A 26919-nucleotide genomic window follows, 5' to 3' on the forward strand; every position below is an offset into this window, starting at 1 on the left:
GCGCCGGGCTGGGCGCCGCGGCGGCCGCGGGCTGCGGCTGCGCACCCGGATTGATCCAGCAGGCATGGATGCGGCCGTCGAGGCTGCCGCGCACCTTGTCGTCGATCTGGGCGCCGAACCGGGTCAGGCAGCGGAACGCGGCCTGGACGTGGCCGCCGGGGCAGCCGAACCGGTCATAGAGGTCGAGATGGCGGAAGGCGGTGTCGAGATCGTCGTTCCACATCAGGCGGACCACGCGACGGCCGAGCCAGACGCATTCCGGATTGCCGGCCGGGCCGTTGATGGCCTGCTGCGCCTCGACGAACTCCTCGACCTTGCGCTGGTTGGCCTCGCGCGCGGCATTGGCGTTGGCGTCGGCCTGACCGGGCTGCTGTTTGGCCTGGTCCGGCGGATTCGGCGTGCCGCTCTGGGCGAAAGCACTGCCGGCCCCGATCAGGAGGGCAACGCCAGTTACGACAAGGTGGCGCAAAGCCGTGTTCTTCAACTCAAGCAGCCGTCGACGCATGCATTCCCCGATATGTTCCTGCCCCCGCGGGATCATCCTAACGGCTCGCGTGATGCCGTCCAATTGGGTCTCCAGTGCGGCGGAGACTCTGGCGGAGTCAGATGACTGGAATTTGGAATTTTGTCCAGCAAACTCACAACTTTATCGACGCAGCGCAAAACTGTCGCAGGACAACCATGGTATTGACCTAATCCGACACTTGGCAGACGGGCCGTGACCGGCTAATTCGACGGTCCCCCGGAGGATGGAACCGATTTCGCTTCGTACGCCGCTGGCGCTTCTCCTGATCTCGCTCTCCGTGATCGCAGCCGTGTGGTGGTGGCTCGCCACGCCGATTACACTGGCGCGCGCGCCGATCGATCCCAGCGCCAAGCTGCAATGCGTGTCCTACACGCCGTTCCGCGGCGCCCAGACGCCGCTCGATCCGAGCACGCAGATTCCGGTCGAGCAGATCGAGCAGGATCTCACCGACCTCGCCAAGGTCACCGATTGCGTGCGCACCTATTCGATCGAGAACGGCCTCGACCTGGTGCCGGGCGTTGCGGCCAAGGTCGGCCTGAAGGTGATGCAGGGCATCTGGCTCGGCAGCAACCGCTTCAAGAATCTACAGCAGATCGCGATCGCGGTGCGGCTCGCCAAGGAATATCCCGGCGTCGTCACCTCGCTGATCGTCGGCAATGAGGTGCTGCTGCGCGGCGAGATGACCGCCGCCGATCTGGCCGGCAACATCCGCGCGGTGAAGGCCGCGGCGGGCAATGTCCCCGTCACCTACGCCGACGTCTGGGAATATTGGGTGAAGAACCGCGAGATCTATGACGCGGTCGATTTCGTCACCATCCATATCCTGCCGTATTGGGAGGACATCCCGATCAAGGCCAAATACGCCGCCGCGCATGTCGACGACATCCGCAAGCGGATGGCGGTGACGTTCCCGGGCAAGGAGATCCTGATCGGCGAGACCGGCTGGCCGAGCGAAGGGCGGATGCGGGAGGGCGCGTTGCCGTCACGCACCAACCAGGCGCGGGTGGTCTCCGAGATCCTCGATCTCGCCCGGCGCGAAGGATTCCGCGTCAATTTGATCGAGGCCTATGACCAGCCCTGGAAGCGCAAGCTCGAGGGTACGGTCGGCGGCTATTGGGGCCTGTTCGATTCGATCAAGCGGCAGGTGAAGTATCCGGCAGGGGTCGCGATCAGCAATTACCCCGACTGGAAGCTACAGATGGCGGGCGGCATGGCGCTGTCGGCCGTCACCTTCCTGGTGGCCTGGCTGACGCTGCGCCGCCGGCCCTGGACGCCGCGGCCGTCGGCCTGGGTCGCGGTCGGCATTTCGGCGACGACGGCAGGAGCGCTGCTCGGCATCGCCGGCGACAAGATGTATTACGAGAGCTACGGCGCCGCCGGCTGGCTGCATTGGGGCGTGCTGCTTGCGGCCGGCATTGCCGCGCCGTTGCTGACGGCGCATGCGCTGATCGCGGGGCGCTCGCTGCCGACTTTCCTCGAACTGCTCGGGCCGCGCGATTATCGCGGCAAGGGCGCGGCCGGCGCGCTGCTGGCGATCGTGCTGGCGGTCACCACCGTGCTCGCGGCCGAGAGCGCGCTCGGCTTCGTGTTCGATCCGCGCTACCGCGATTTCCCCTATGCCTCGCTGACCATGGCGGTGGTGCCGTTCGCGCTGCTGACCATGCTCAACCGCCCGAAGGAGGGCAGCCGGCCGCTCGCCGAAGCCGTATTCGCCGGCCTGTTCGCGATCGCGGCGCTCTATACGATCTACAACGAGGGCACCATCAACTGGCAGTCGGACTGGACCTGCGTGATGTACCTGTTGCTGGCGGCTACGCTGTGGCGGGCGCGGGCCGCGCAAAGCCCAGGATGAACAGCCCGATCGCGAGCCCCGACAGGATCACGTTGTAGAGCACGATCCCGAGCCCGGCGGCGATCAGGCCGCCGGTCAGCAGCACGATCGAGGGCCGCATCAGATTCAACAGCGCGATCACCAGCGCCGTGATGCCGAACACGGAATTCTTGAACAGCACGGTCGACAGCGCGCGCGCCTTGCAGATCATGGTCTGCGTGCCGGCATCGCAGGCCAGAGCGACCGGCGAGAACTCGATCGCCAGGTAGCGCACAAACAGTGCGTAGCCGACGGTGACGAAGCCGACGACCATCAGGAACTGGACCTGGTACGGGGAGAGGCGGAACGGAGGTTTTGTCATCGCGGCACTATGGTCGGGAACGGGGTCTGGGACAAGGCTCGGTCAAAGCAGCGAAATCGGTTGAGAATTGGGCCCCAAAGCCTTCGCTCCACGTGATTATTGGCTGTTTCGTCGGAACATCGAGGAGATCGTCGATGGCTCCGGCTTTTTCTCCTCGACCACCGGTGGCGGCGGCGCGGCGGCGCGCTTCGGCACCAGGCGCCGGTGCGGATGCGCCGGCTTGCCCGCGGCCGGCTCGTCCGCCTTCAGGGCGAGCTGCTGGCCGTCATAGATCGCGGTCTCGCAGGTCCGCTGCACCAGGCTGAGGCTGGCGCAAATCCTGGCGGCGGTCCCGGCGTCGTTCAGTGGTCCGGCCACCAGCCGCAGCTGCATGCCAAGTCCGTTGCCGCTTTCCTTGATCACGATGATCGGCCGCAGCGCTGCCAGCGCCGCGTTGGCCTTGGACTTCAACAGACCGCGCCACAGCGCCCGCAGCCCATTGACCGAGTTCGCGGTGCCGAGATCGACGCCGAACTCGGTGCGTTGCACCTGGGCCTTCGGCGCGCCGGCTTCGTCGTCCGTGTCGGCGTCCGGATCGGGCGTGACCACCAGCGGCACGATCGGCGCAGTGGTCACGTCCCTGGCGGTCGGTGGCTTGACGGTGTCGGTTGCCTTGCTCGCCGGCGGATCGAGCGCCGCCACCCGTGGCTTGTCGGCGGCCGGCGTGGCGGCTTTTGCATCCGCGGCGCTCGCCGCAGCGGCAGCCGTCATCGGACTGGCCGCTGGCGCAGCCGAGGCAGCAGCCAGCGGCGGCGTCTCGGCCGCTGGCGGCTTCTCCGACGCGGCCTGCGGTCTCGGCGCGGCGGGTGGTGGTTTCTTGTCAGTCACGACTGCCGGCGGTTTCTCGACCGCGGCGGTTGGCTTTTCGGGCGGAGGCGGCGGCTTGCCTTCGGCGGATCCTGGAGCCTTGTCCGCCATCGCCGGCCTGTCCGGTGCCGTAGGCGTCGTCGCTGTGGCAGCGGCAATGGCGGGCGCGGCAGCCGTCGGCGCCGCATTCGCGGAGGCAGGCGGCGGCGTGTGCGTCGCCGCTGCCGGCACAGATGCGGGCTGCTTTGCGATCGCGCCGGTCACGGAGTCCATGCCCTGCTCGAGCGTGGTAACGCGCGAATAGAGCCGGTCGCGGTCGCCGTTCAGCGTATCGATCGCGGCGGCGAGCCGCCGTGTCTCGTTGTGGCTCTCCTTGGCCAGCGTCTGCAATTGCTGGGCCTGGCGCGCGACGTCGGCTGCTGCGACCTGGTCGCGCCGCAGCGTCAGCGCCGACTGGTTGGCCATCACGGCGACCGCCACGGCGCCAATCGCGGCAAAGCCCCATGACCCGACCCGCCACAGCAAGCGGCGATCGAAAGCTTCCTCCTCGGCCAAAAAGCCGGTGGTGCTCTCGGTGTCGAAATGCGCCGCCAGATTGTCGCGATCTTTGGCCAAAGCCCCCTCGGCCCTCCTCAAGGCCCGCCGAATCACAAGGCAAAGATTAACAGGAAATCGACCGGGAACTTGAATCCGGGACGCCACGGAGGCGAATCGGTTTCTTCTGCCGGGGAAAACAATTAAAGACGCCTCGAAGAACGCCATGCGCAGCCAGCTGCGCGAGACATCGAGGAGCCGGAATGACTGCGCGAACCAGCCTGACAGTGGTGCTTGCGGCCGGCGAGGGAACGCGGATGCGCTCGTCGTTGCCGAAGGTGCTGCACCCGGTGGCCGGGCAGGCGCTGCTGGCGCATGTGCTCAACGCCGCCGCCAGCGGCGAGGGATCGCAGCTCGCGGTCGTGGTCGGCCCCGACCATGAGGCGGTCGCTGCCGAGGCGCGCCGGGTGCGGCCCGACGCCCGCGCCTTCGTGCAGCGCGATCGGCTCGGAACCGCGCATGCGGTGCTGGCGGCGCGCGAGGCGATCGCAGGCGGTGCCGACGACCTCTTGGTCGCGTTCGGCGACACCCCGCTGATCTCGGCCGAGACTTTTGCGCGGATGCGCGCGCCGTTGCGCGACGGTGCGGCGCTTGCGGTGCTCGGCTTCCACGCCGCCGATCCGACCGGCTACGGCCGGCTGGTGGTCGCGAACGGCAAGCTGGTCGCGATCCGCGAGCAGGCCGACGCCAGCCCTGAGGAGCGCAAGATCACGCTGTGCAACGCCGGCGTGATGGCGTTCGCCGGCAAGACCGCGCTCGCGATCATCGAGAAGATCGGCAACGCCAACGCCAAGGGCGAATATTATCTGACCGACGCCGTCGGCATCGTCAGGGACATGGGACTGGAGGCCGTCGTGATCGAAACCAGCGAAGACGAAGTCCGCGGCATCAACACTAAGGCGCAACTCGCCGAGGCCGAAGCCGTGATGCAGGCGCGGCTGCGCAAGGCCGCGCTCGAGGCCGGCGTGACCCTGATCGCGCCGGATACGGTCCATCTCGCGGCCGATACCAAATTCGGCAAGGACGTCACGATCGAGCCGTTCGTGGTGATCGGTCCGGGTGTATCGATCGACGATGGCGCGGTGATCCATTCCTTCTCCCACCTCGTCGAGGCGAAGGTCGGCAAGAAGGTGTCGGTCGGTCCCTATGCCCGGCTGCGGCCCGGCACCTCGCTCGGCGACGGCGCGCGGATCGGCAATTTCGTCGAGACCAAGGCGGCCGTGCTGGAAGCCGGCGTCAAGGTCAACCACCTCTCCTATGTCGGCGACGCCCATGTCGGCGCCAATTCGAACCTCGGCGCCGGCACCATCACCTGCAACTATGACGGCTTCCTCAAGCACAAGACCATGATCGGCGAGGCCGCCTTCGTCGGCACCAATACGTCGCTGGTCGCGCCGGTCACGATCGGCAACGGCGCCTATATCGGCTCGGGCTCGGTGATCACCAAGGACGTGCCCGACGACGCGATGGCCCTCGAGCGCAGTCCGCAGACCGTCCGCGAAGGCGGCGCCGCGCGCTATCGCGCGGCGAAGCTGAAGGCGAAGGCGGCGAAGGGGAAGTAGTTTTCTTCGTCGGCATTCCGGCGGGGCATAGGTTCTACGGCTCTCGGAGCCGGAGATTCGCTACTCAGGCCGCATTCTTCGCCTGACCCAGCTCGCTTGCGTTCGGCTCGGTCGGTCCGAGCAGTATGCGCCGCTGCATCTCGTCGAAGGCACGATCGGCGTTGTTCTCCCGCGTGACCAGCGACAGCAGGATCGCGACCGCGAAGGACAGCGGCATGCTGATGATCGCCGGATTACGCAGCGATACGAACCACCATTGATGCTCGATCGAGGCCAGCGGTTTGCCGAGAATGTCGACCTGGATGGTCGGCGACAGATAGATCAGCACCAGCGAGCTCAGCGTGCCGACCAGGATGCTCGCCACCGCTGCTGGCGTGGTGAAGCGGCGCCAGATGATGGCGAGCACCAGCGAAGGGAAATTCGCGGCGCAGGCGATCGAGAACGCGAGCCCGGCCATGAAGGCGACGTTCTGGCCCTCGAATGCGATGCCCAGAATGATCGCGAAGACGGCAATCATGACGGTCGCGACGCGCGCGACCTTGAGCTGTTCGGCCTCCGAGGCGGTGCCGTTCCGGATCACATTGGTCCAGACGTCGTGGCAGAGCGTGGCGACGCCCGACAGCGTCAACCCCGCGACGACGGCGAGCATCGTCGCGAACGCCACCGCGCAGATGAAGCCGAAGAAGGCGTTGCCGCCGACGGCGAGCGCGAGCAGCGGAGCGGCCATGTTGCCGCCACCGCCGGCCTTTGCGACGGCGTCGGGGCCGACCAGCACCATCGCGCCAAACCCGATGATGAAGACCATGAGATGAAAGATCCCGATCAGGCCGGTGGCATAGAGGATCGACAGCCGCGCGGCCTTGGCGTCCTTCACCGTATAGGCCCGCATCAGCACATGCGGCATCGCGGCGGTCCCGAACATCAGGCCGAGCCCGAGCGAGATGGCGTCCCATTGGCCCGAGACCACCTTCGATCCCGGTTGCAGGACCCTGGTGCCGTACTTCTCGGACGCCGCGGCGAACAGCTTCAGCGGGTTCATGTCGAAATGGGTCAAGACGAGGAAGGCGAGCAGGATGCCGCCGCCCATCAGCAGCGCGGCCTTCACCACCTGCACCCAGGTCGTCGCCAGCATGCCGCCGAACAGGACGTAGACCAGCATCACGCTGCCGACCACGACGACCGACCAGGTGTAGGGCAGGCCGAACAGCAGCTTGATCAGCGATCCCGTCGCGACCATCTGGGCGATCAGGTAGAACAGGATCACGGCAAGTGTGCCGACGGCGCCGGCGAGGCGCACCGGGCGCTGGCGCAGGCGATAGGCCACGACGTCGGCGAAGGTGAAGCGGCCGACGTTGCGCAACGGCTCGACGATCAGGAACAGGATGATCGGCCAGCCGACCAGCCATCCGATCGAATAGATCATGCCGTCGAAGCCGTTCGAGGTGACGATGCCTGCAATTCCAAGCAGCGCGGCGGCGCTCAGGAAGTCCCCCGCGAGTGCCCAGCCATTCTGCCACGCCGTGACCTGGCCGCCGGCGGCGAAGAAGTGTTCGGTGGTGCGGGTGCGCCGTGCGGCCCAATAGGTGATCGCCAAGGTCAGCGCCATGAAGGCGAAGAAGAACCCGATCGAGAGTGTGCTGCTGCCCATCTTCCCTGTCCCTTCAGCGAAGATCGCGGATGCCGGCGTCGAACACCCGGTTCGCCCACAGCACATAGATCAGGCAGAGCACGAAGGATGAGATGATGACCAGCGGGCCGAGCACGATGCAAAGCGACAGGCCGGGCGCCAGGATGGTGCCGAGCAGCGGCTTGTCGAACGCGAACAGGCCCATGAAGCCGAAATAGATCACGACCATTGCGGAGCTCAGCGCGAGCGCCAATGTCAGCCGCTTCTTCGCCAGCGCGACGCCGCGCCGCGCCGGATCGCCGTTGCCGGACGTAACCACGTTCATATCGACCCCCAAACCTTCAGCGCTTTTCGTTGCGCCAATCGGATGAGCTTCAGCCGGGCTCCGATGGAAGGGAACTATGGATTTCTGCAATCTGCCGTGCGCGGCTGCGGCAGGGCATCGGCCAGCGTGACCCGCATGTCGGGGTCCTGCTTCAGGGTGTGCTTCAGGAATGCGCGGACGGCGCGGATGCGCGGGGCAAATTGCAGGTCGCTGTGGACATTGAGCCAGACCTCGCGAACCGTGCCGGCGAGGGCCGGCAACACGGGGATGAGGTCGGGCCGGTCCCTGGTGGCAAAGCTCGGCAGCATCACGATGCCGAGGCCGCCCGCCGCTGCATTCATCTGCGCGATCATGCTGTTGGAGTGAAAGGCGACCTTCGGCTCCTCGATGACGTCGGCGAGCCAGCGCACTGAATCGACCTGGATCAGGTCCTCGATATAGGACACGAACCAATGATCCTCGAGGTCGCGAAGGCTCGCTGGCATACCGTGATGGTCGAGATAGCTTCGGCTCGCGAACAGCCCAAGCCGAAACTTGCCGATGCGCTCCGAGATCAGGCCAGGGCCGGGCGGTCGGAAGAAGGAGACGAACAGATCGGCCTCGCGCTTGTGGACGTAAACGGTCTGGGCCGATGTCACGAGTTCGACCGTGAGCTGTGGCGCGGTGCGGCGCAGATCGGCAAAGCGTTGCGCCAGGTAGAGCGAGGCGATCCCCTCCATGGTGGCGAGCCGCACGTTGCCCACGAGCTCCCGGGTGTCGCTGGCGCTGGCCTCCTCGCGGATCGCGATGACCGCGCTCTCGACCCGCTCGGCATGACGCAACAACCGCTCGCCGACTTCGTTGAGCTTGAGCCCGGTGCGGTGACGCTCGAACACCGCAACCCCGAGCGACGCCTCCATCTGAGCGATGCGCCGGCTGACGGTGGAATGGTCGAGCCGGAGCCGTTTCGCGGTCTGGCTCAGATTGCCGGCGCGAGCGGCGCACAGAAATACCCGCAAATCGTCCCAGTTGATCGTATCGAACATGACTTGCCTCCAGATTGCTCGGCCGCTCAGTGAAGCAATTCCCATTCCAGCGTACGTCAGTTCCGATCCTTCGCAACCGGCCTTGCGATAATTCCCGTGCCCGCCGGCAAGGCAGGGATGATACCGCTGCGCTTTCATCCCAGAGCGTTTCCATTCCGATTGGATCGGGACGGAGCTCTTGATCTTGTTTTGACGCGTTTTCTTCGCGCGAACCGGTATCCACTTCGCGGGAAAACGCTCTAGCCGGGATTCCTCGACATGCTCCCTCGTTTCAAGGCCGCGGCCGTCCATGCCGCGCCTGTCTTCCTCGACAGCCGGGCGACCACCGAAAAGGCGATCTCCATCGTCCGCGAGGCGGCCAGGGCCGGCGCCGAGCTGATCGCCTTTCCCGAAACCTATATTCCAGCCTTTCCGGTCTGGGCCGCGCTGTGGCCTCCGATCGACAATCACGATCTGTTCGTCCGCATGGCCGCGCAATCCGTGCTGGCTGACGGGCCGGAAGTGGCGCGGCTTTGCGCCGAGGCGCGCGGTCTCGGCGTCACCGTCTCGATCGGCATCAGCGAGCGTTCAGCCGTGAGCGTCGGGGGACTGTGGAACTCGAACCTGTTGATCGGCGAGACCGGGGAGGTTCTGGTCCATCACCGCAAGCTGGTGCCGACCTTCTATGAGAAGCTGGTGTGGTCGTCGGGGGATGGTGCGGGACTTCGGGTCGCGGAGACGCGGCAGGGCCGCATTGGCGCGCTGATTTGCGGCGAGAACACCAATCCATTGGCCCGCTTCGCGCTCATGGCGCAAGGCGAGCAGGTGCACATCTCGAGCTGGCCGCCGATGTGGCCGACCCGGCGCCCGGCAGGCGGCGGCAATTTCGACAATGTCGCCGCCAACCGCATCCGGGCCAGCGCCCATTGCTTCGAAGCCAAGGCATTCGGCATCGTCACCGCCGGCTACATGGACGAACCGATGCGCGCCTTCCTGATCGAGCGCGACAAGGCGATCGCCGACGTGATCGACCGGACACCGCGTGCGGCGAGCTTCTTCGTCGATCCGACCGGGACCGTCTTCGGCGATGAATTGCAGGACCAGGAGGGGATCGCCTACGCCGAGATCGATCTCAATCGGTGCGTCGAGCCGAAGCAATTTCACGACGTGGTTGGCTACTACAACCGCTTCGACATTTTTGACGTGACGGTCGATCGCAGCCGGCTTGCGCCAGCGCGATTCCGCGATGAAAGACGGCTCACCGCAGACGTGCAAGACGAGGCAATTCCGCCGATCGATGCCGACGCCGGATCGAACGGGCAGCTGCGCGATGCGACGAGGTTCAATTCCGATCGAAGCTGAAGCGAGTTGCGACGACGGCACGGCCCGACGCTGTGGATGGTCGGCAAGACAGTCCTGTTGCCAATGCGACAGCGTGTGACTACGCTTGCTCTCCATAGTCCCCCAAGCGCCACTGTGATCGCCCGGACGTTCATGGCCAAATTCCTTCGCATCGGAGTCCATCAGTCGAACGTCTCCGGATACACCTCGAAGGCATGGTGCATTCGGCGGGCCGGCTCGACGATCCATCTGAAGTGGGGCGCCGTCGAGGTGCAGGGTGCCGGCGCGGGGCGCAAGGTCTACTGGACGTTTCCGCCGCAGGAAAAGACCGTTCGCTGCCGCACGGTGCAGCGCGCCCAGGACTATGCCAGGGCCGCCGTCGCGCGGCGGCGCAGCCATCGCTATGAACCGCTGGTCGGCAATATCGCGAACCGGCGGAGAACCGCCGAGCGTGGCCCGGAGCTCAGGCAGGCGCTCGCCACCATCCTGTTCGTCGATATCGTCCGATCCACCGAGCAGGCCGCGCGGCTCGGCGATGCGCGGTGGGCGCAGGTGATGAACCACTATTACGCCGCCGTCCGCCGCGAGCTGAAGGCGCTGCGCGGCAAGGAGGTGGTGACGACCGGCGACGGGCTGCTGGCGACGTTCGGCGCGCCGGCGGCAGGGATCCAGTGTGCGACTGCGATCCGCGAGGCCGTCCGTACGCTGGGGCTGGAGATCCGGATCGGGATGCACGCGGGCGAATACAAGATGACCGGGAAAGAGGTGATCGGTCTTGCGATCCATATCGGCGCGCGCGTCGCGGCGAAGGCGCGGGCCGGCGAAGTGCTGGTCTCGAGCGCGGTCAAGGACCTGATGCCGGCGTCCGGCATCCGCTTCAGCGACCGCGGCGCCCACCAGCTCAAGGGCGTGCCGGAGCGGTGGCGCCTCTACCGGGTCGAACACGCAGGCATGATCCGGAAGAGTGCGAAGCGGATTTCCGCGTAGCGCTTTGCCCTGTCCGCTTTGCGGCGGTTGCCCGAGGACCGTGCTTCAGCCCTTGCGCGTGCCGATGCTCTCGCGAACCCGCTCCAGCCAACCGATGATCGCGCCGAGCGCCTGGTCGCCCTTGCCGAGCAGTCCTGCCAGTTCTCGCTCGGCCGAGCCGCGCCGTGTGGCGTCCGGATCGGGCAGCGGCGGCAGGATATGGGCGAAGTAGGTCTTGTCGAGCAGCCGGTGCAGCAGCCGTTCGCCCGGGAAGGGCTCGTTGTTGTTCAGGGCGCGGGCAGCCTTCAGCAGCGAGCGGATGTCATATTGCGTCGGGCTGATATCCGGCACCCGCTTGCGCAATTTGAGCAGCGTGTAGACCGCGACGCGCGCGGTGCGGATCGAGCTGTCCATCGTGAAGATGATGTCGTTCGACGTCTCCACGAACTGGCCCATCAGGCCGAGATTGGTGCAGCCGGCAGGCACGACATGCGGCCGGTCGCCGGCGGCGCGGGGCATGAACATCGCGGTGATGTAGGGCATCAGCGCCAGCCGCACCTTGGTGTTCGCGGCCACCTCGTCGAGCTTGTGCTCGATGCCGAGGTGATGGCACAGCTCGGCCAGGATTTCGCGGCCGGTGCAGGCCGGCATCGGCTTCTTGACGTAATTGCCCGGCTTGTCCATCAGCAGCGCGTAGACCCAGACCACGAGCACATCCTTTGGCTGGGTCGGGAAATGCGGCTGACGGTTGCAGGTGAAGCTCATCATCCAGTTGGAATCGGTGAAAGTGATGATGCCGCCGGTGACGGTCTTGCCCGAATAGGGATCGTTGACCGACAGTTCCTTCAGCCGGTCGACGAACGGAGACGGCTTGCAGGTGAGGGTGACCGATTCCCACATCGACTTGTCGACATCGCCGCAGAACTTCTCGGGCTTGCCGAAGATCGGCGACTTCCTGGCGAGGTTCTGCCACAGCGTCCAGTCACTGGCCTCACCGGGATCGTGCTTGCCGCGCGCGAGGACCGGCGCCTGGTCCATGTCGCCATAGGCGGTGCCCTCGGTCATCGATCCCGTGAGCGCAAACACCAGATCCTTCGGACCGACCGCGATGGTGGTGTCGGCGCCGCCCACCTTGGCCTTGATGCCGGTCACCGTGCGGGCTTCGCCGTCGGTCGTCATGTCGAGATCGTAGGCGCGGGTATCGAACTGCACCTTGACGCCGCGCTCGCGCAGATGCGTCATGAGCGGACGGACGAAACTGTCGAACTGGTTGTACTTCGGAAACACCAGCGCCGACATGTCGGTGAGCCCGTCGAGCGCGTCGAGGAAGCGATGCATGTAGAGCTTCATTTCGAGCAAGCTCTGCCAGTTCTCGAACGCGAACATCGAGCGCCACAGATACCAGAAATTGGTTTCGAGGAAGCCGGGGCTGAAATACTGCTCGATGGTGATGTCGTCGAGATCCTCCTTGCGCTTCAGCAGCAGGCGGATCAGCTCCCATTGCTGCGGCTTCGACAGGCCGAGCGTCGCGAAGTCGCGGATCTGGCCGCGCTTGTGCATCAGCCGCGCCTTGGAGAAATTCGGATCGTTGTCGTTCACCAGCCGGTATTCGTCGAGAACGCTGTAGCCCTCGGGCAGCTCGAGCGCCTGGATATCCTGGAACATGTCCCAGAGATTGTCGTAGTTCCAGTTCATCTCGCGGCCACCGCGAACGATGTAGCCGTTCTCGGGATCGCCGGCGCCGTCGAGCGAGCCGCCTTCGATATGCATGGTGTCGAGGATGGTGATGTCCTCGCCCTTCATGCCGCCGTCGCGGATCATGTAGAAGGCCGCGGCGAGGCCGGCGATGCCGCTGCCGATGATCCAGGCCTTGCGCGGCTCGGCCGGTTCGGTCGGTACCGGACGGTTGCGCATATAGGCGCCCATCATGTCGGGCGGAGGCAGGGTATCGTGGCTGCCCTTGTGCCAGTAGCGCGCGGTGGCGTCCGCCTCGACCTCGAAGTTGCTGTTCGGCGTGCTGGAAGGGGCGACATCAGTCATGGCGGCCTCGCTGGATGGAGTTCAGTCGCTGACGACCGTAGGCGTGCGAGCTGTCAATTTCATGGCCCTCCGGCGGTATTCGCGGAAGCTGCAACCAGAAAGCGATGCGGCGCAAGCCCGGGAGTGGCGGTCGGCCGGAGAATACCGCTCGGGCCTACCGCGCGCCGAGCACGCGCTGCCACAGCGTGCCGCCGACGACCTTCCAGCCGAGATAGAAATACAGAATGATCAGCGCGAACAGCAGCAGCGCCGGAGCGCCGGTCAAATTGAAGCCGTCCTTGGTGGTCTGGCCGGTGGCGGCGCCGATCGCATAGCCACCACCGAAGAACACGGTGATGAAATCGAGGAAGCCGGCAAGGCCGCGGCGCCAGAACGGTTTTGCGAGGGGCGGTGGCTGATCGTTCGACATCAAGGGTTCCTCGCCAGCGCGACAGACTATTCCGCCTATTCCGTATCGCCGGTCAGGTGAAGGCGACCTCGATCCGGTTGTCGGCCTTCCCGGTGATCCGGCAGGCGCGCGACACGGCATCGGCGGCGATCGCCAGCTTGAACTGATCGGGAATGCCGGAGGTCGACATCACCTCGATCGTCGCGCTATCGCGCGCCAGCCCGCGCACGGTGCAGTCGATCGATGAATGGCCGGCGTTGAAGCTGATCTTGCCGGCCTTGAACACGCGCCGCGCGGTCGGCGCGATCGACGGCGCCCGGTCGACCCAGGCCAGCGCCTGGTTGCGGCCGGCCTGCTTGGCGCCGTACATCGCAAGATCGGCGTTGCGCAGCATGTCGTCGAAGCAATTGCCGGGCGAGAGCGCCGCGCCACCGAGGCTACAGGTGACGTCGATTGTGCCGGCCGGCGTCTCGATCCGCGTCGCCGCGACGGCGGCACGCACCTTCTCGAGCACCGCCATCGCATTGTCGAGGCTGGTGTGCGGCAACAGAATGCCGAACTCCTCGCCACCGAGCCGGCCGATCACGTCGGAGCTGCGCAACGCGCAGTGCGCGGCGTTCGCGACCGCCGCCAGCACCATGTCGCCGATCGCGTGTCCATGGCGATCATTGACCTGCTTGAAGTGATCGACATCGAGCACGGCGCAGGACAGCGGGCTGAGATGCCGCAAGGCCAGCGCGGTCAGCCGTTCGCCTTCGCCGCGAAAGGCCCGCCGTGAGGAGGTGCCGGTAAGGCCGTCTTGCATCGACAGGTTTCGCAGCATCAATTCGTCGACCGCGATGGCGGCGAGATCGGTGAGCAGGCCGATGGCGTCGGCATCGAAATCGCGCGGGCGGGTGTCCATCGCACACAGCGTGCCGACCACCGCGCCGGATATTTTCAGCTGGGCACCGGCATAGAAGCGGATATGCGGCTTGCCGTGCACGAAGACGTTGTCGGCGAGGCGCGGGTCGCGCAGCGTGTCCGGAATGACGAGCGGCTGATCCTGTGCGATCGCGAGGTTGCAGAGCGCGGGTCCACGCGCGGTCTCGCGGTCCTCCATGCCCTCGGAGGCCTTGAACCATTGCCGATGGCCGTCGATCAGCGTCAGCGTCGACATCGGCACGCGAAAGATCTTTCGGCACAGTCCGGTCAGGCGGTCAAAGGCAAGCTCGCGCGGCGTGTCGAGGATGTCGAGCTCCGCCAGCACGTCGAGGCGCTGCGTCTCACGATCATGCGTGGTATGCATCGGGGTACCTCCGGCGGCGGGCACCCTCGCCGAAAGCCGTTAATGACGCGTTGACGCAACGTGCAATGCAATTCGCGGACAGCGAGTGCGTACCGGCAGATGCAATCAGACTTTGAACCCTGCGCGCAATGCAAAATGCGGGAAAAAGTCCGTGATCATCTCTCGCAGGTTGTGGCGTCGCGCGGCGGAGCGGGCTATCTGCCAGCGACAAGAAAATTGAACTGTCGATATCAGTGCTGGGAGGCAGCGTGAAAGTTCTAAAATTCGTGGAGCGGGTTCCGGGCGGGCTGATGCTGGTTCCCCTACTTCTCGGCGCGATCTGCAAGACGTTTGCGCCGGGTGCGGGCGCCTATCTCGGCTCGTTCACCAACGGACTGATCACCGGCACGGTGCCGATTCTGGCGGTCTGGTTCTTCTGCATGGGCGCCACGATCGACTTGCGCGCGACCGGCACGGTGCTGCGGAAGTCGGGCACGCTGCTGGTCACCAAGATCATCGTCGCATGGGTCGCAACCATGATCGCGGCGCGCTTCATTCCGGAAGCGGGAATAGCAACCGGCGTGTTCGCCGGGCTCTCGGTGCTCGCCATCACGACCGCGATGGACATGACCAATGGCGGTCTCTACGCCGCGATCATGCAGCAATATGGCAGCAAGGAGGAGGCCGGGGCCTTCGTCCTGATGTCGATCGAATCGGGACCACTGGTGAGCATGCTGGTGCTCGGGGCGTCGGGTGTCGCGGTGTTCGAGCCGCGCCTGTTCGTCGGCGCTGTGCTGCCGTTCATCATCGGTTTTGCGCTCGGCAATCTCGACAGCGATCTGCGCAAGTTTTTCGGCCAGTGCGTGCACCCGCTGATTCCGTTCTTCGGCTTCGCGCTCGGCAACGGCATCGATCTGAATGTGATCGCGCAGACCGGGGTCGGCGGCATCCTGCTCGGATTGGTCGTGATCGTGATCACCGGGATTCCGCTGATGTTGGCCGACCGCTTCATCGCCGGTGGAAATGGCACGGCGGGTCTCGCCGCGTCGAGCACGGCGGGTGCTGCGATCGCCAACCCGACGCTGATCGCCAACATGGTGCCGAGCTTCAAGCCGGTGGCGCCGGCCGCCACCGCGCTGGTGGCGACATCGTGCCTGGTGACGGCTATCCTGGTGCCGATCCTGACCGGATTGTGGGCCAAGCGCATGGGCCATGTACCGGCGGAGCAGTCCAAGCCCGGGGATTATCGCGCCGGCGTCGAGCCGATCTGAACCATCCTCGCAACGTCGCCCTGGCGTCACGCCCGGCGCTGGACCGGGCATCCACGTCTTCGCTTCGACCGAACAGGGAGAGGCGTGGATGGCCGGGACCCCGGCCATGACGGGGAGGTGATTGATGCTCAGAATGCTGGAAGTGGGCCTGACGATGCCGGCGATTTCCCCGTCACGCTCGCGAGGATGGTTAGCTGAAGTTAACCAGCCTTGCGCATCGGCGTTGCCGTTTAAGACTGTCGCAATCGGCAATAATTATTGAGTATCTTGCGACCGGCGATTCCCGTTAAGGGACCGTGTCGCCGCCTTGGCAAATTTTCGGCGATTTTTGGGGACATTGAACCGCATGTGCGGCATCGTCGGCATTCTTGGACGCGCTCCGGTCGCGGAGCAATTGGTGGATTCGCTGAAGCGGCTCGAATATCGCGGCTATGATTCCGCGGGGGTCGCTACGCTGGAGAACGGCGCCCTGGCGCGGCGGCGCGCCGAGGGCAAGCTGAAGAACCTCGAGACCCGGCTCGAGGCCAAGCCGCTCGGCGGCCACACCGGCATCGGGCACACCCGCTGGGCCACCCATGGCCGGCCGACCGAGAACAATGCCCATCCACACGCCACCGAACGCGTCGCCGTGGTGCATAACGGCATCATCGAGAATTTCCGCGAACTGCGCGAGGAACTCGAGGCCAAGGGCGCGGTGTTCTCGACCGAGACCGACACCGAGGTCGTGGTGCATCTGGTCGACAATCTGCTCAAGGGCGGCGTCGCGCCGGTCGAGGCGGTGAGGGCGGTGCTGTCGCAACTGCGCGGCGCCTTCGCGCTCGGCTTCATCTTCGCCGGCAATGACGACCTGATGATCGGCGCCCGCAACGGTCCGCCGCTCGCGGTCGGCCATGGCGAGGGCGAGATGTATCTCGGCTCGGACGCGATCGCGCTCGGCCCGTTCACCGACACGATCAGCTATCTCGAAGATGGCGACTGGGTGGTCCTGAACCGCAAGGGCGCCACCATCTTCGACAAGGACAACGCCATCGTCCATCGCGAGGCGATCAAGCACACCACGGCGACGGCGCTGGTCGACAAGGCGAACTATCGCCACTTCATGGCCAAGGAGATCCACGAGCAGCCGGAAGTGGTCGGACACACGCTGGCGCGCTACGTCGACATGGCGACCGAGCGCGTCGCCATGCCGGTCAAGCTGCCGTTCGACTTCAAGGACATCGAGCGCGTCTCGATCACGGCCTGCGGCACCGCGAGCTATGCCGGCTTCGTCGCCAAATACTGGCTGGAGCGGCTGGCGCGGCTGCCGGTCGAGCTCGATGTCGCCTCCGAATTCCGCTATCGCGAGGCGCCGTTGCGCAAGGGCGATCTGGCGATCTTCATCTCGCAGTCGGGCGAGACCGCCGACACGCTGGCGGCGCTGCGCTACGCCAAGTCGCAGGGCGCGCATACGCTGTCGGTCGTCAACGTGCCGACCTCGACGATCGCGCGCGAGAGCGAGACCGTGTTGCAGACGCTGGCCGGCCCCGAGATCGGCGTCGCATCGACCAAGGCGTTCACCTGCCAGCTGATGGTGCTGGCCTCGCTCGCGGTCGCTGCCGGCAAGGCGCGCGGCGAGCTGTCGGAAGCCGACGAGACCAAGCTGGTGCATGGCCTGGTCGAGATCCCGCGGCTGATGTCGGAGGCGCTGACCAACGAAGTGCAGATCGAGAAGCTGGCGCGCGAGATCTCGAAGTCGCGCGACGTGCTCTATCTCGGCCGCGGCACCAGCTATCCGCTGGCGCTGGAAGGCGCGCTGAAACTGAAGGAAATCTCCTACATCCATGCCGAGGGCTATGCGGCCGGCGAGCTCAAGCACGGGCCGATCGCGCTGATCGACGAGCACATGCCTGTGGTGGTGATCGCGCCCTACGACAAGGTGTTCGAGAAGACCGTCTCCAACATGCAGGAGGTCGCCGCCCGCGGCGGCAAGATCATCCTGATGACCGACGCCAAGGGGGCGGCGGAGGCGACCATCCAGTCGCTGGTGACGATCGTGATGCCGGACATGGGGGCGACCTTCGCGCCGATGGTCTACGCCGTTCCGGTGCAGCTGCTCGCCTACCATACCGCCGTGGTCATGGGCACCGACGTCGATCAGCCGCGAAATCTGGCCAAATCGGTCACGGTCGAATAGCCGCAAGCGGGGCCGCGACGTGGCCCCTTCAAAAACGCGTCAGAATGGCTTAGCTGGGTGTTGGACTACGGCCGCTTCGACGACCCTGGAACCGCAATGACTCCCAACCAAGTGCCTCCCGCCGCGACGGGTGAATTGCCCCCGGATGCCCCCCGCGGGTTGATGGCGCGTTTCCGCAACTATTTCCTGACCGGCCTGGTGGTGGCCGGACCGGTTGCGATCACCCTGTATCTGACCTGGTGGTTCGTGAACTGGGTCGACAATCTGGTCCGGCCGTTCGTCCCGACGGCCTACCGGCCGGAGACCTATCTGCCGTTCGGGCTGCCCGGTTCCGGCCTGATCGTTGCCGTCATCGCGCTCACCTTGCTGGGCTTCCTCACCGCCAACCTGATCGGGCGCACCCTGGTCGACCTCGGCGAGCGGCTGCTCGGGCGGATTCCCGCGGTGCGCGCCATCTATCGCGGCCTGAAGCAGGTGTTCGAGACGCTGTTCTCGGGCAATGGTTCGAGCTTCCGCCGCGTCGGCCTGGTCGAATTTCCCTCGCCGGGCATGTGGTCGATCGTGCTGATCTCGCAGGCGCCGAGCGCCGAGCTCTCGGCCAGCCTGCCGGGCGAGGAGGAGCATATTTCAGTGTTCCTGCCATGCGCCCCGAACCCGACCACCGGCTTCTTCTTCTACGTGCCGAAAAGCAAGATCATCGAGATCGAGATGAGCACCGAGGACGCCGCGACCCTGATCATGTCGGCTGGCGTGGTGCAGCCCGGTGCCAGCGACCAGAAGCGTGCGGCGACGCTCGCCGGCATGGCCAATGCCGCGCGGATCGCCAATCAGGCCTCCTTGCAGCCGGCAGCGCCGGCCAAGGTCGAGGGCTGATGCATTCCGGGCAGCCCGGCACGGCCGTTCGCATGTTGTCGCCCGACGAGGCGAGGCGCACGCTGGAGCAGGGCGGTGTCACCCTAATCGATGTCGGCGAGCCCTGGCAGCTGCTCGAGCGCGGCACCATCGCGGGCGCCCGCAATATCTGCCACACGGAGATCGCGGCCGTCGCCGCTTCCGACCCGGCGCTCGGCGACCGCGGGCATCCGGTGATCCTGACCTGCGGCGGTGGCGGCAAGGCCTCGCGCGTAGCGCAGACGCTGCGCGAGATCGGCTTCACCGACATCGCCGTGATCGAAGGCGGTTGCCGTGGCTGGCAGGCCGCCGGCCATGAGCTGGTACCGGTTGCATCGACCGAGGATGATCCCCGCTGACGCGTTGCCGGTTCACGCAAGGTGCTTGCTGAACAGGTCAACCACGCTCCCGGGCGCGCCGTCGCCGAAGAACTGCTCCAGGTTCGCAGCGGTCCGTTCGGCGACATCGGCGCTGCGCGGGAATAGCTCGCTTTCATAGCGGCTAAGCGCGGCTTCGACGTCGTCGGGAGCGGCAACAAGCGCGCGGGCCAATTCCGCGCCGTCGAGCATCGCGAGGTTGGCACCTTCGCCTGCGAAGGGCGACATCAGATGCGCGGCATCGCCGAGCAGCGTTGCGCCGGGCACGCGCTGCCATCGATGCCGGACCGGCAGCGCATGGATCGGGCGCAGCACGGGATCCGTTTCACCCTCCGTAATGAGAGCGGTAAGGTGCGGGGCCCAGCCGCGAAACTGTCCGGCAATATGCGCCAGGCCAGTTTTCGGGTCGCTGAAGTCGATGGAGTTGATCCAATCCTCCGGCTTCTTCAGGGCGACATAGGTGTGCAGCGTGCCGCTCGCATAGCGATGTGCCAGGATGCCTTTGCCCGGGGCGACGGCCATCAGCGTGCCGCTGCCGATCGCATCCGCGCTCGCCTTGTGCCGGGTGTCGCCGTCGAACAGCGACGTCTCGATGAACGAGACACCGGTGTACACAGGCTTTGACTGCGACAGTAGCGGACGGACCTTCGACCACGCGCCGTCGGCGCCGACGAGCATGTCGGAGGTGATCGTCGCGCCATGCGCAAAGGTGATGTCGTGCCGTGCGTCACTGCGCGTGGCGATCGACGTGACCTTGTGACCCCATCTGATCGCATCCGCGGGGAGCGAATCGATCAGCATGCGCCTGAGATCGCCGCGGTCGACTTCGGGGCGCGTGCCGGTGCGGCTGCCGGGATGGTCGAACAAGACGTTGCCGTCCTTGTCGACGACGCGCTTGGCATCTTCGCCGGGACGGATGAGGCCGAGGAATTCGTCAAACAGCCCTGCGGCCTTGAGTGCGATCTGGCCGTTGTGCTCGTGAATATCGAGCAGGCCGCCCTGTGTTCTCTGGCTCGCCGAAACCTCGGCTTCATAGATGGTTGCGGCAAAGCCGTGGAGATGCAGGACCCGCGCGAGGGTGAGACCGCCGAGCCCGGCGCCAATGATCGTAATCGGATTTCGCATGGTAGCGCTCCTGTGGTCGCAAGCATGCAGCGCCGGCGGCGCTGACGGCTGCGATGGCCTGACCGGTGTCAGGCGGTTGCTTTCGGAGACGCTGGCCGAACCACGCGAGGCGCGTGGTTGACGTGTACGCGACGGCCTGCCGGGCTTGCCGGTTCAGGCGGTCGTTTTTCGCGACGGCGGAGTGGTATACCGCTTGATGGGCAAAAGCAAGGCCGCGCCGATCGCTGGCAAGCTAGCCCGCGCCGATCAGCGGCACGGCTTCGTCGCGTTCATAGAGATAGAGCAGGACGCGCAGCGCTTCGCCGCGCTCACCCTTCAGCTTCGGATTGTCCTTCATGATCCGCAATGCCTCATCGCGGGCCTGGGTGATGAGCTGGCCGTGCACTTCGGAGCGCGCGATCCGGTAGCCGGGCAGGCCGCTCTGGCGGATGCCGAGCACGTCGCCTTCGCCGCGCAGCTTCAGATCCTCCTCGGCGATCCGGAATCCGTCCGTGGTCTCGCGGATCACCTTGAGCCGCGCCTTCGACATCTCGCCGAGCGGTTCCTTGTAGAGCAGGAGGCAGGTCGAGGCTTCCGAACCGCGGCCGATGCGGCCGCGCAATTGATGCAGTTGCGCCAGCCCAAAGCGCTCGGCGTTCTCGATCACCATGATGGTCGCGGCCGGCACGTCGACGCCGACCTCGACCACTGTCGTGGCGACGAGAAGGCCGATCTCATGCGCGGCGAATTGCGCCATCACGCGATCTTTCTCGGCGCCTTTCATCTGGCCGTGCACCAGGCCGACGCGATCGCCGAACCGCTTCTGCAAGCTCTCGAAACGTTCGGTGGCGTTGGTGAGGTGCTCGGTGCCTTCGGCCTCGGATTCGTCGACCAGCGGGCAGATCCAGTAGACCAGCTTGCCGGCGCCCAGCGCACGGCCGACGCCGTCCATGACGTCCTCGATCCGGCTCATCGGCACCGCGCGGGTATCGATCGGCTGGCGGCCGGCGGGTTTTTCGCGCAACTCGGAGACATCCATGTCGCCGAAATAGGTCAGCACCAGCGTGCGCGGGATCGGCGTGGCGCTCAGCACCAGCACGTCGACGGCCTCGCCCTTGGAGGTCAGCGCGAGACGCTCGCGCACGCCGAAACGATGCTGTTCGTCGACCACAGCGAGCGCCAGATCCTTGTAGACCACGTCGTCCTGGATCAGCGCATGGGTGCCGACCAACAGATCGATCTCGCCGGCTTCGAGGCGCGCCAGCAACTCGCGGCGCTCCTTGCCCTTCTCGCGGCCGGTCAGGATCGCAACCCGCATGCCGGCGCGTTCGGCCAGCGGCGCGATGGTCTTGATGTGCTGGCGCGCCAGGATTTCGGTCGGCGCCATCAGCGCCGCCTGCTTGCCGGCCTCGGCGACTGCGGCCGCCGCCAGCAGCGCCACCACGGTCTTGCCGGAGCCGACATCGCCCTGCACCAGGCGCAGCATCCGCACCGGCTGGCGCAGATCCTCGGTGATTGCGGCGACCGCCTCCTGCTGCGACTTGGTCAGCGCATAGGGCAGCGCATCGATGATCCGGTTGCGCAGATGGCCGTCGCCGGCATTGCGCACGCCGGCGGGCCGCCGCAGCGTGGCGCGGATCAGCGCCAGCGCGAGCTGGCCGGCCAGCAGTTCGTCGAATGCGAGCCGCGACCAGAACGGACCATCGGGCAGGATGTCGGTCAGCTCGACCGGAATGTGGACGCGGGTCAGCGCCTCCCGGATCGGCGGGAAGTTGCAGCGGCGCAGCACCTCGGGACTGATCCATTCCGGCAGGTCGGGCAATTTGGTCAGCGCCTGCGCGATGGCGCGGCGAAGCGAGCCGATCGCCAGGCCCTCGGTGAGCGGATAGACCGGATCGATGCCGGACAGTTTGGCAAAGCCGGCCTCGTCGACGACCCGATCGGGATGCACGATCTGCGGGATGCCGTCATACATCGCCAGCGTGCCGGAGACGTAGCGCTTCTCGCCGACCGGCAGCAGCTTCTCGACATAGCCGGGAGGGCTGCGGAAGAACGTCAGCACGACATCGCCGGTGTCGTCGCTGGCGTAGACCAGATAGGGCGCGCGCGAATTGCGCGGTGGCGGCGGGCGATGGCGATCGACGATGACCTCCAGCGTCACCATGGTTCCGACCGCGGCGTCGCGGATCTTCGGCCGGGCGCGGCGATCGATCACGCTTGCCGGCAGATGCAGCAGGAGATCGACCAGCCGCGGCGTCTCGCTGCGGTCGAGCAGATAGCGCAGCAGCTTGTCCTGCTTCGGGCCGACGCCCGAAAGCGTCGTGACCTGGGCAAACAGCGGATTGAGCAAAGCGGGGCGCATCGGCGTCCTTTACACACGACTCACGTCATGCGCGCAAGGAAACCCCAAAAGGCGGCGAATGAGGGCTGACATCGGCCGTCGCCGTCGCTATATCAAGCCCGCCCGGCACGTCCGGGCTTTTGGCGTTGAATGGATTTTGGCACATGACCGGATCGACACGATCGAGCCAGGGGCTCGATGACCGCCGCAAGCGGCTTCTGTTTCGCTGCTGGCACCGCGGCACCCGGGAGATGGACCTGATCCTCGGCCGCTTTGCCGATGCCGAAATCGCTGGTCTCACCGATCAGGAGATCGGCGAGCTCGAGCATTTGATCGAGGTGCCGGATCCGGACCTCTATGCCGCGCTGACCGGCGACAAGGTGCTGCCGGCCGAATACGCGACCGCGCTGTTTGCCCGCATCAAGGCGTTCCGGGTCGCGGATCCCCGCGCATGAAGCAGCCGATGAAATCGCCGGCCGCGATGCTCGCGCCCGGCCGGGTGCTGACCATCGCCAACGTCGCCGAGGGCGCCGAGGGGCTCGTGATCTCCGATCTGGCGCGCGCCATCGCCGCGCAGCCGAAGCGGCCGGCGGTGAGCCTCGCCGTGGTCTGCCGCGACGGTGCGCGGATGCAGCAGCTCGCCCGTGCGCTGGAGTTCTTCGCGCCCGATATTGCGGTCATGCAAATTCCGGCCTGGGACTGCCAGCCCTATGATCGCGTCTCGCCGCATTCCGGCATCCTGGCGCAACGGCTGACTGCGCTCGCAAAGCTGTCGCGGCTGACGGGCTCCGACAAGCCGCTGATCGTGCTGACGACGGTGAATGCCGTCGTGCAGCGGGTCCCGGCGCGCGATCAGGTCGCGGCGCAGGCGCTGTCGGTTGCGCCCGGCAATGTCGTGCCGATGGATTCGGTCGTGGCCTGGCTGGAGCACAACGGCTACACCCGTTCGTCCACGGTGCGCGAGCCCGGCGAATACGCCGTGCGCGGCGGCATCCTCGACCTGTTTCCTGCCGGCCTCGACCAGCCGGTGCGCTTCGACTTCTTCGGCGATAGCTTGGAATCGATCCGCACCTTCGATGCGGAGACCCAGCGCACGCATCTCGACATGCGCGGGCTCGACCTGGTGCCGGTCTCGGAATTCCAGCTCACCACTGAAACCATCCGCCGTTTCCGCATGGGCTATGTCGCGGCGTTCGGCGCGCCGGAGCGCGACGACCAGCTCTATGAGGCGGTCTCCGAGGGACGGCGCCATCCCGGCATGGAGCATTGGCTGCCGCTGTTCCAGGAGCGGATGGACACGCTGTTCGACTATCTCGACGGCGCGACGATCGCGATCGAGCCGCAGGGCGAGGACGCCGCGCGCGAACGCTTCACCCAGATTGCCGACTATTACGAAGCGCGCCGCGAGGCGCTGGACCAGCCGGGCAGTGGCGCGATCTACAAGCCGCTGCCGCCGGACAAGCTCTATCTGTCTGAGCCCGAGTGGACCAAGCTGCTCGGCGACGTGCCGCTGGCGCGGCTGACGCCGTTCGCAGTGCCGGAAGGCAGCAGCGAGGTGTTCGACGCCGGCGCGCGGCAGGGCCGCAACTTCGCGCCGGAGCGCGCCGACGGCAATGTCAACGTGTTCGAGGCCGTGGTCGGCCATATCGGCGCGCTGCAATCACAGCGCAAGAAGGTCATCGTCGCGCTGTGGAGCGAAGGCTCGCGCGATCGCATGGGCGCGATGCTGCGCGACCACAAGCTGCTCAACACCACCAGCGTCAACACCTGGCGGATCGTCCAGGCGACGCCGCGCAACGAGACCATGCTGGCCGTGCTCGGCATGGAGTCCGGCTTCGAGACCGGCGAATTCGCGGTCATCAGCGAGCAGGATATTCTCGGCGACCGCCTGGTGCGGCCGCGCAAGGCGAGCCGCAAGCTCGACAATTTCATCTCGGAGGTGACGAGCCTCGCGACCGGCGATCTGGTGGTGCACGTCGAGCACGGTATCGGCCGCTTCGTCGGGCTCCAGACGCTGGAAGTCTCCGGCGCGCCGCATGACTGTCTCGAATTGCATTATGCGGCCGAGACAAAACTGTTCCTGCCGGTCGAGAACATCGAGCTGTTGTCGCGCTACGGCTCCGACAGCGCCAATGTCGAGCTCGACCGTCTCGGTGGCGGCGGCTGGCAGGCGCGCAAGGCCAAGCTGAAGAACCGCATCCGCGAGATCGCGGGCGAATTGATCAAGATCGCCGCCGAGCGGCAGCTCCACGAAGCGCCGAAATTCCCGTTGCAGCCGCATGTCTATGACGAGTTCTGCGCACGCTTCCCCTATGACGAGACCGAAGACCAGCTTGGGGCCATCAACTCGACCTTGAAGGACCTCGAGATCGGCCGTCCGATGGACCGGTTGATCTGCGGCGACGTCGGCTTCGGCAAGACCGAGGTGGCATTGCGTGCCGCCTTCGCCGTCGCACTCGAAGGCAAACAGGTCGCGGTCGTGGTGCCGACCACGCTATTGGCGCGGCAGCATTCGCGGACCTTCACCGAGCGCTTCAAGGGTTTTCCGGTCAATGTCGCGCAGGCCTCGCGGCTGGTGTCGACCAAGGATTTGACCCAGACCAAGAAGGGGCTCGCCGACGGCAGCGTCGACATCGTCGTCGGCACCCATGCGCTGCTCGGCAAGGCGATCAAGTTCAAGGATCTCGGCCTCCTGATCGTCGACGAGGAGCAGCATTTCGGCGTCAGCCACAAGGAGCGGCTGAAGCAGCTCCGTGCGCAGGTCCACGTGCTGACGCTGTCAGCGACGCCGATCCCGCGCACGCTGCAACTGGCGCTGACCGGCGTTCGCGAGCTCTCGATCATCGCATCGCCGCCGGTCGATCGCCTTGCCGTGCGCACCTTCGTCGCGCCGCATGATCCGCTGATGATCCGCGAGGCGCTGTTGCGCGAGCGCTACCGTGGTGGGCAGGCCTTCTATGTCGTGCCGCGGATCGAGGACCTCGCCGGCGTCAAGGATTTCCTCGACAAGAACGTGCCCGAGATGAAGGTCGCGGTCGCCCACGGCCAGATGCCGCCGACCGTGATCGAGGACATCATGTCGGCATTCTACGACGGCAAATACGACATCCTGCTGTCGACCACGATCGTCGAGTCCGGTCTCGACATCCCGAACGCCAACACGCTGATCGTGCATCGCGCCGACATGTTCGGCCTGGCGCAGCTCTATCAGCTGCGCGGCCGCGTCGGCCGCTCCAAGTTGCGCGCCTATGCGCTGTTCACGCTGCCGGCACAGCAGAAGATCACCGCGCAGGCCGAGCGGCGGCTCAAGGTGTTGCAGTCGCTGGAGACGCTGGGCGCTGGTTTCCAGCTCGCCTCGCACGACCTCGACATCCGCGGCGCCGGTAATCTGCTCGGCGAGGAGCAGTCCGGCCACATCAAGGAAGTCGGCTTCGAGCTGTACCAGTCGATGCTGGAGGAGGCGATCGTCAACCTCAAGGCCGGCGTCGCCGAGCCCGCCGCCGACCGCTGGTCGCCGCAGATCACGATCGGCATGCCGGTTTTGATTCCGGAGGATTACGTCAACGATCTCAGCGTGCGGCTGTCGCTCTATCGGCGTCTCGCCGATCTCGACACCGACGAGGACATCGATGCCTTCGCCGCCGAGATGCGCGACCGCTTCGGCGTGCTGCCCGACGAGGTGCGCTATCTGTTCAAGGTCGCCGCGATCAAGGCCTATTGCCGCAGGGCCAATGTCGAGAAGATCGACGCTGGCCCGAAGGGCGCCGTAATCGCCTTCCGCGACAACAGCTTCGCGCATCCCGAACGTCTGGTGAGCTTCATCCGTCAACACGGCCAGGCGGCCAAGGTGCGGCCGGACATGAAGGTGGTATTCCTGCAGCAGTGGGACACGCCGGAAGAACGTCTCGCCGGCACCACCGAGATCCTGCGCCAGCTCGCCAATCTCGCGGAGAGCAAGAAGGCGGCGTGAGGCGACGGGGCCAGCGCACCTTCCGCGGTCGCGGAGAGATGGATGGCTTCGCCGCCCCGCAATGACTTGGAGGGGTGGCGCGGCCGATTCCGCTGGCAATACTATCCCACCGCA

At 66.1% G+C, this 26919-nt stretch carries 21 protein-coding genes; 10 read left to right on the forward strand and 11 right to left on the reverse strand.

The annotated features are described in order from the left end of the window. A partial coding sequence (locus B2W55_RS06770; RefSeq protein WP_291532200.1) for a beta-1-3, beta-1-6-glucan biosynthesis protein occupies nucleotides 1–505 on the reverse strand: 505 nt, incomplete at its 3' end. 244 nt (nucleotides 506–749) lie between these two features. Between B2W55_RS06770 and B2W55_RS06775 the strand changes: the two genes are divergently transcribed. Then, the gene (locus B2W55_RS06775) at nucleotides 750–2378 is read left to right on the forward strand and encodes a beta-1,6-glucan synthase (protein ID WP_024584022.1); all 1629 of its coding nucleotides are present in this window, start codon (nucleotides 750–752) and stop codon (nucleotides 2376–2378) included. On the opposite strand, the gene B2W55_RS06780 is transcribed toward B2W55_RS06775, so the two are convergent. Together B2W55_RS06780 and B2W55_RS06785 are read right to left on the reverse strand one after the other, a co-directional pair. Next, nucleotides 2338–2718, reverse strand: coding sequence for a hypothetical protein (locus B2W55_RS06780; RefSeq protein ID WP_024584023.1), 381 nt, complete (start codon nucleotides 2716–2718; stop codon nucleotides 2338–2340). The genes B2W55_RS06775 and B2W55_RS06780 overlap by 41 nt on opposite strands. A gap of 96 nt (nucleotides 2719–2814) precedes the next feature. After that, nucleotides 2815–4326 (reverse strand): hypothetical protein, encoded by a 1512-nt coding sequence (locus B2W55_RS06785; RefSeq protein ID WP_291532201.1) that lies wholly within the window; start codon nucleotides 4324–4326, stop codon nucleotides 2815–2817. A gap of 35 nt (nucleotides 4327–4361) precedes the next feature. Between B2W55_RS06785 and glmU the strand changes: the two genes are divergently transcribed. After that, on the forward strand, nucleotides 4362–5720 hold the full coding sequence (gene glmU / locus B2W55_RS06790; RefSeq protein WP_024584025.1) for a bifunctional UDP-N-acetylglucosamine diphosphorylase/glucosamine-1-phosphate N-acetyltransferase GlmU: 1359 nt from the start codon (nucleotides 4362–4364) through the stop codon (nucleotides 5718–5720). A 64-nt stretch (nucleotides 5721–5784) separates the two neighbouring features. Here the strand turns inward: glmU and B2W55_RS06795 are convergent, their stop codons facing one another. The 3 genes from B2W55_RS06795 to B2W55_RS06805 form a co-directional block, all read right to left on the reverse strand. Further along, nucleotides 5785–7368: a solute symporter family protein gene (locus tag B2W55_RS06795; RefSeq protein WP_024584026.1), complete on the reverse strand. Its 1584-nt coding sequence runs from the start codon at nucleotides 7366–7368 to the stop codon at nucleotides 5785–5787. A 13-nt stretch (nucleotides 7369–7381) separates the two neighbouring features. After that, complete coding sequence (locus tag B2W55_RS06800) at nucleotides 7382–7672, reverse strand: DUF485 domain-containing protein (protein ID WP_024584027.1); 291 nt, start codon at nucleotides 7670–7672, stop codon at nucleotides 7382–7384. Between the two features lie 74 nt (nucleotides 7673–7746). Further along, a complete protein-coding gene (locus tag B2W55_RS06805; protein WP_343206189.1) occupies nucleotides 7747–8988 on the reverse strand; it encodes a LysR family transcriptional regulator in 1242 nt (413 codons plus the stop codon). Between B2W55_RS06805 and B2W55_RS06810 the strand changes: the two genes are divergently transcribed. Together B2W55_RS06810 and B2W55_RS06815 are read left to right on the forward strand one after the other, a co-directional pair. Next, nucleotides 8956–10038, forward strand: coding sequence for a carbon-nitrogen hydrolase family protein (locus tag B2W55_RS06810; RefSeq protein WP_024584029.1), 1083 nt, complete (start codon nucleotides 8956–8958; stop codon nucleotides 10036–10038). The two genes, B2W55_RS06805 and B2W55_RS06810, sit on opposite strands and share 33 nt — an antisense overlap. A 132-nt stretch (nucleotides 10039–10170) precedes the next feature. After that, a complete protein-coding gene (locus B2W55_RS06815; RefSeq protein WP_024584030.1) occupies nucleotides 10171–11004 on the forward strand; it encodes an adenylate/guanylate cyclase domain-containing protein in 834 nt (277 codons plus the stop codon). A 45-nt stretch (nucleotides 11005–11049) separates the two neighbouring features. Here B2W55_RS06815 and B2W55_RS06820 read toward each other — a convergent pair whose 3' ends face one another. The 3 genes from B2W55_RS06820 to B2W55_RS06830 form a co-directional block, all read right to left on the reverse strand. Next, nucleotides 11050–13023 carry an oleate hydratase gene (locus B2W55_RS06820; protein WP_024584031.1) on the reverse strand — a complete coding sequence of 658 codons (1974 nt, stop codon included), beginning with the start codon at nucleotides 13021–13023 and terminating at the stop codon, nucleotides 11050–11052. Between the two features lie 154 nt (nucleotides 13024–13177). Next, complete coding sequence (locus B2W55_RS06825) at nucleotides 13178–13432, reverse strand: hypothetical protein (protein ID WP_024584032.1); 255 nt, start codon at nucleotides 13430–13432, stop codon at nucleotides 13178–13180. A gap of 52 nt (nucleotides 13433–13484) precedes the next feature. Beyond that, complete coding sequence (locus B2W55_RS06830; protein WP_024584033.1) at nucleotides 13485–14699, reverse strand: sensor domain-containing diguanylate cyclase; 1215 nt, start codon at nucleotides 14697–14699, stop codon at nucleotides 13485–13487. A 248-nt stretch (nucleotides 14700–14947) separates the two neighbouring features. Here B2W55_RS06830 and kdgT point away from each other — a divergent pair, with 248 nt between their 5' ends. From kdgT to B2W55_RS06850, 4 genes are all read left to right on the forward strand, one after another. Next, nucleotides 14948–15949, forward strand: coding sequence for a 2-keto-3-deoxygluconate transporter (gene kdgT / locus B2W55_RS06835; RefSeq protein ID WP_024584034.1), 1002 nt, complete (start codon nucleotides 14948–14950; stop codon nucleotides 15947–15949). Between the two features lie 346 nt (nucleotides 15950–16295). Then, nucleotides 16296–18122: a glutamine--fructose-6-phosphate transaminase (isomerizing) gene (gene glmS / locus B2W55_RS06840; RefSeq protein ID WP_024584035.1), complete on the forward strand. Its 1827-nt coding sequence runs from the start codon at nucleotides 16296–16298 to the stop codon at nucleotides 18120–18122. A 96-nt stretch (nucleotides 18123–18218) separates the two neighbouring features. Further along, the gene (locus tag B2W55_RS06845) at nucleotides 18219–18995 is read left to right on the forward strand and encodes a DUF502 domain-containing protein (protein ID WP_024584036.1); all 777 of its coding nucleotides are present in this window, start codon (nucleotides 18219–18221) and stop codon (nucleotides 18993–18995) included. Continuing rightward, nucleotides 18995–19372: a rhodanese-like domain-containing protein gene (locus B2W55_RS06850; protein WP_024584037.1), complete on the forward strand. Its 378-nt coding sequence runs from the start codon at nucleotides 18995–18997 to the stop codon at nucleotides 19370–19372. Before B2W55_RS06845 ends, B2W55_RS06850 begins: the two co-directional genes overlap by 1 nt. Nucleotides 19373–19384: 12 nt before the next feature. Here the strand turns inward: B2W55_RS06850 and B2W55_RS06855 are convergent, their stop codons facing one another. Then, on the reverse strand, nucleotides 19385–20515 hold the full coding sequence (locus B2W55_RS06855) for an FAD-dependent oxidoreductase (protein WP_024584038.1): 1131 nt from the start codon (nucleotides 20513–20515) through the stop codon (nucleotides 19385–19387). A 232-nt stretch (nucleotides 20516–20747) separates the two neighbouring features. Continuing rightward, the gene (gene recG, locus B2W55_RS06860) at nucleotides 20748–22856 is read right to left on the reverse strand and encodes an ATP-dependent DNA helicase RecG (protein WP_024584039.1); all 2109 of its coding nucleotides are present in this window, start codon (nucleotides 22854–22856) and stop codon (nucleotides 20748–20750) included. 143 nt (nucleotides 22857–22999) lie between these two features. Here recG and B2W55_RS06865 point away from each other — a divergent pair, with 143 nt between their 5' ends. After that, nucleotides 23000–23290, forward strand: coding sequence for a succinate dehydrogenase assembly factor 2 (locus B2W55_RS06865; RefSeq protein ID WP_024584040.1), 291 nt, complete (start codon nucleotides 23000–23002; stop codon nucleotides 23288–23290). Further along, a complete protein-coding gene (gene mfd, locus B2W55_RS06870) occupies nucleotides 23287–26805 on the forward strand; it encodes a transcription-repair coupling factor (RefSeq protein ID WP_024584041.1) in 3519 nt (1172 codons plus the stop codon). Before B2W55_RS06865 ends, mfd begins: the two co-directional genes overlap by 4 nt. The last annotated feature ends 114 nt before the right edge of the window (nucleotides 26806–26919 follow it).

It is taken from the genome of Bradyrhizobium sp. UBA2491, assembly GCF_002341725.1.
Lineage (GTDB): Bacteria > Pseudomonadota > Alphaproteobacteria > Rhizobiales > Xanthobacteraceae > Bradyrhizobium.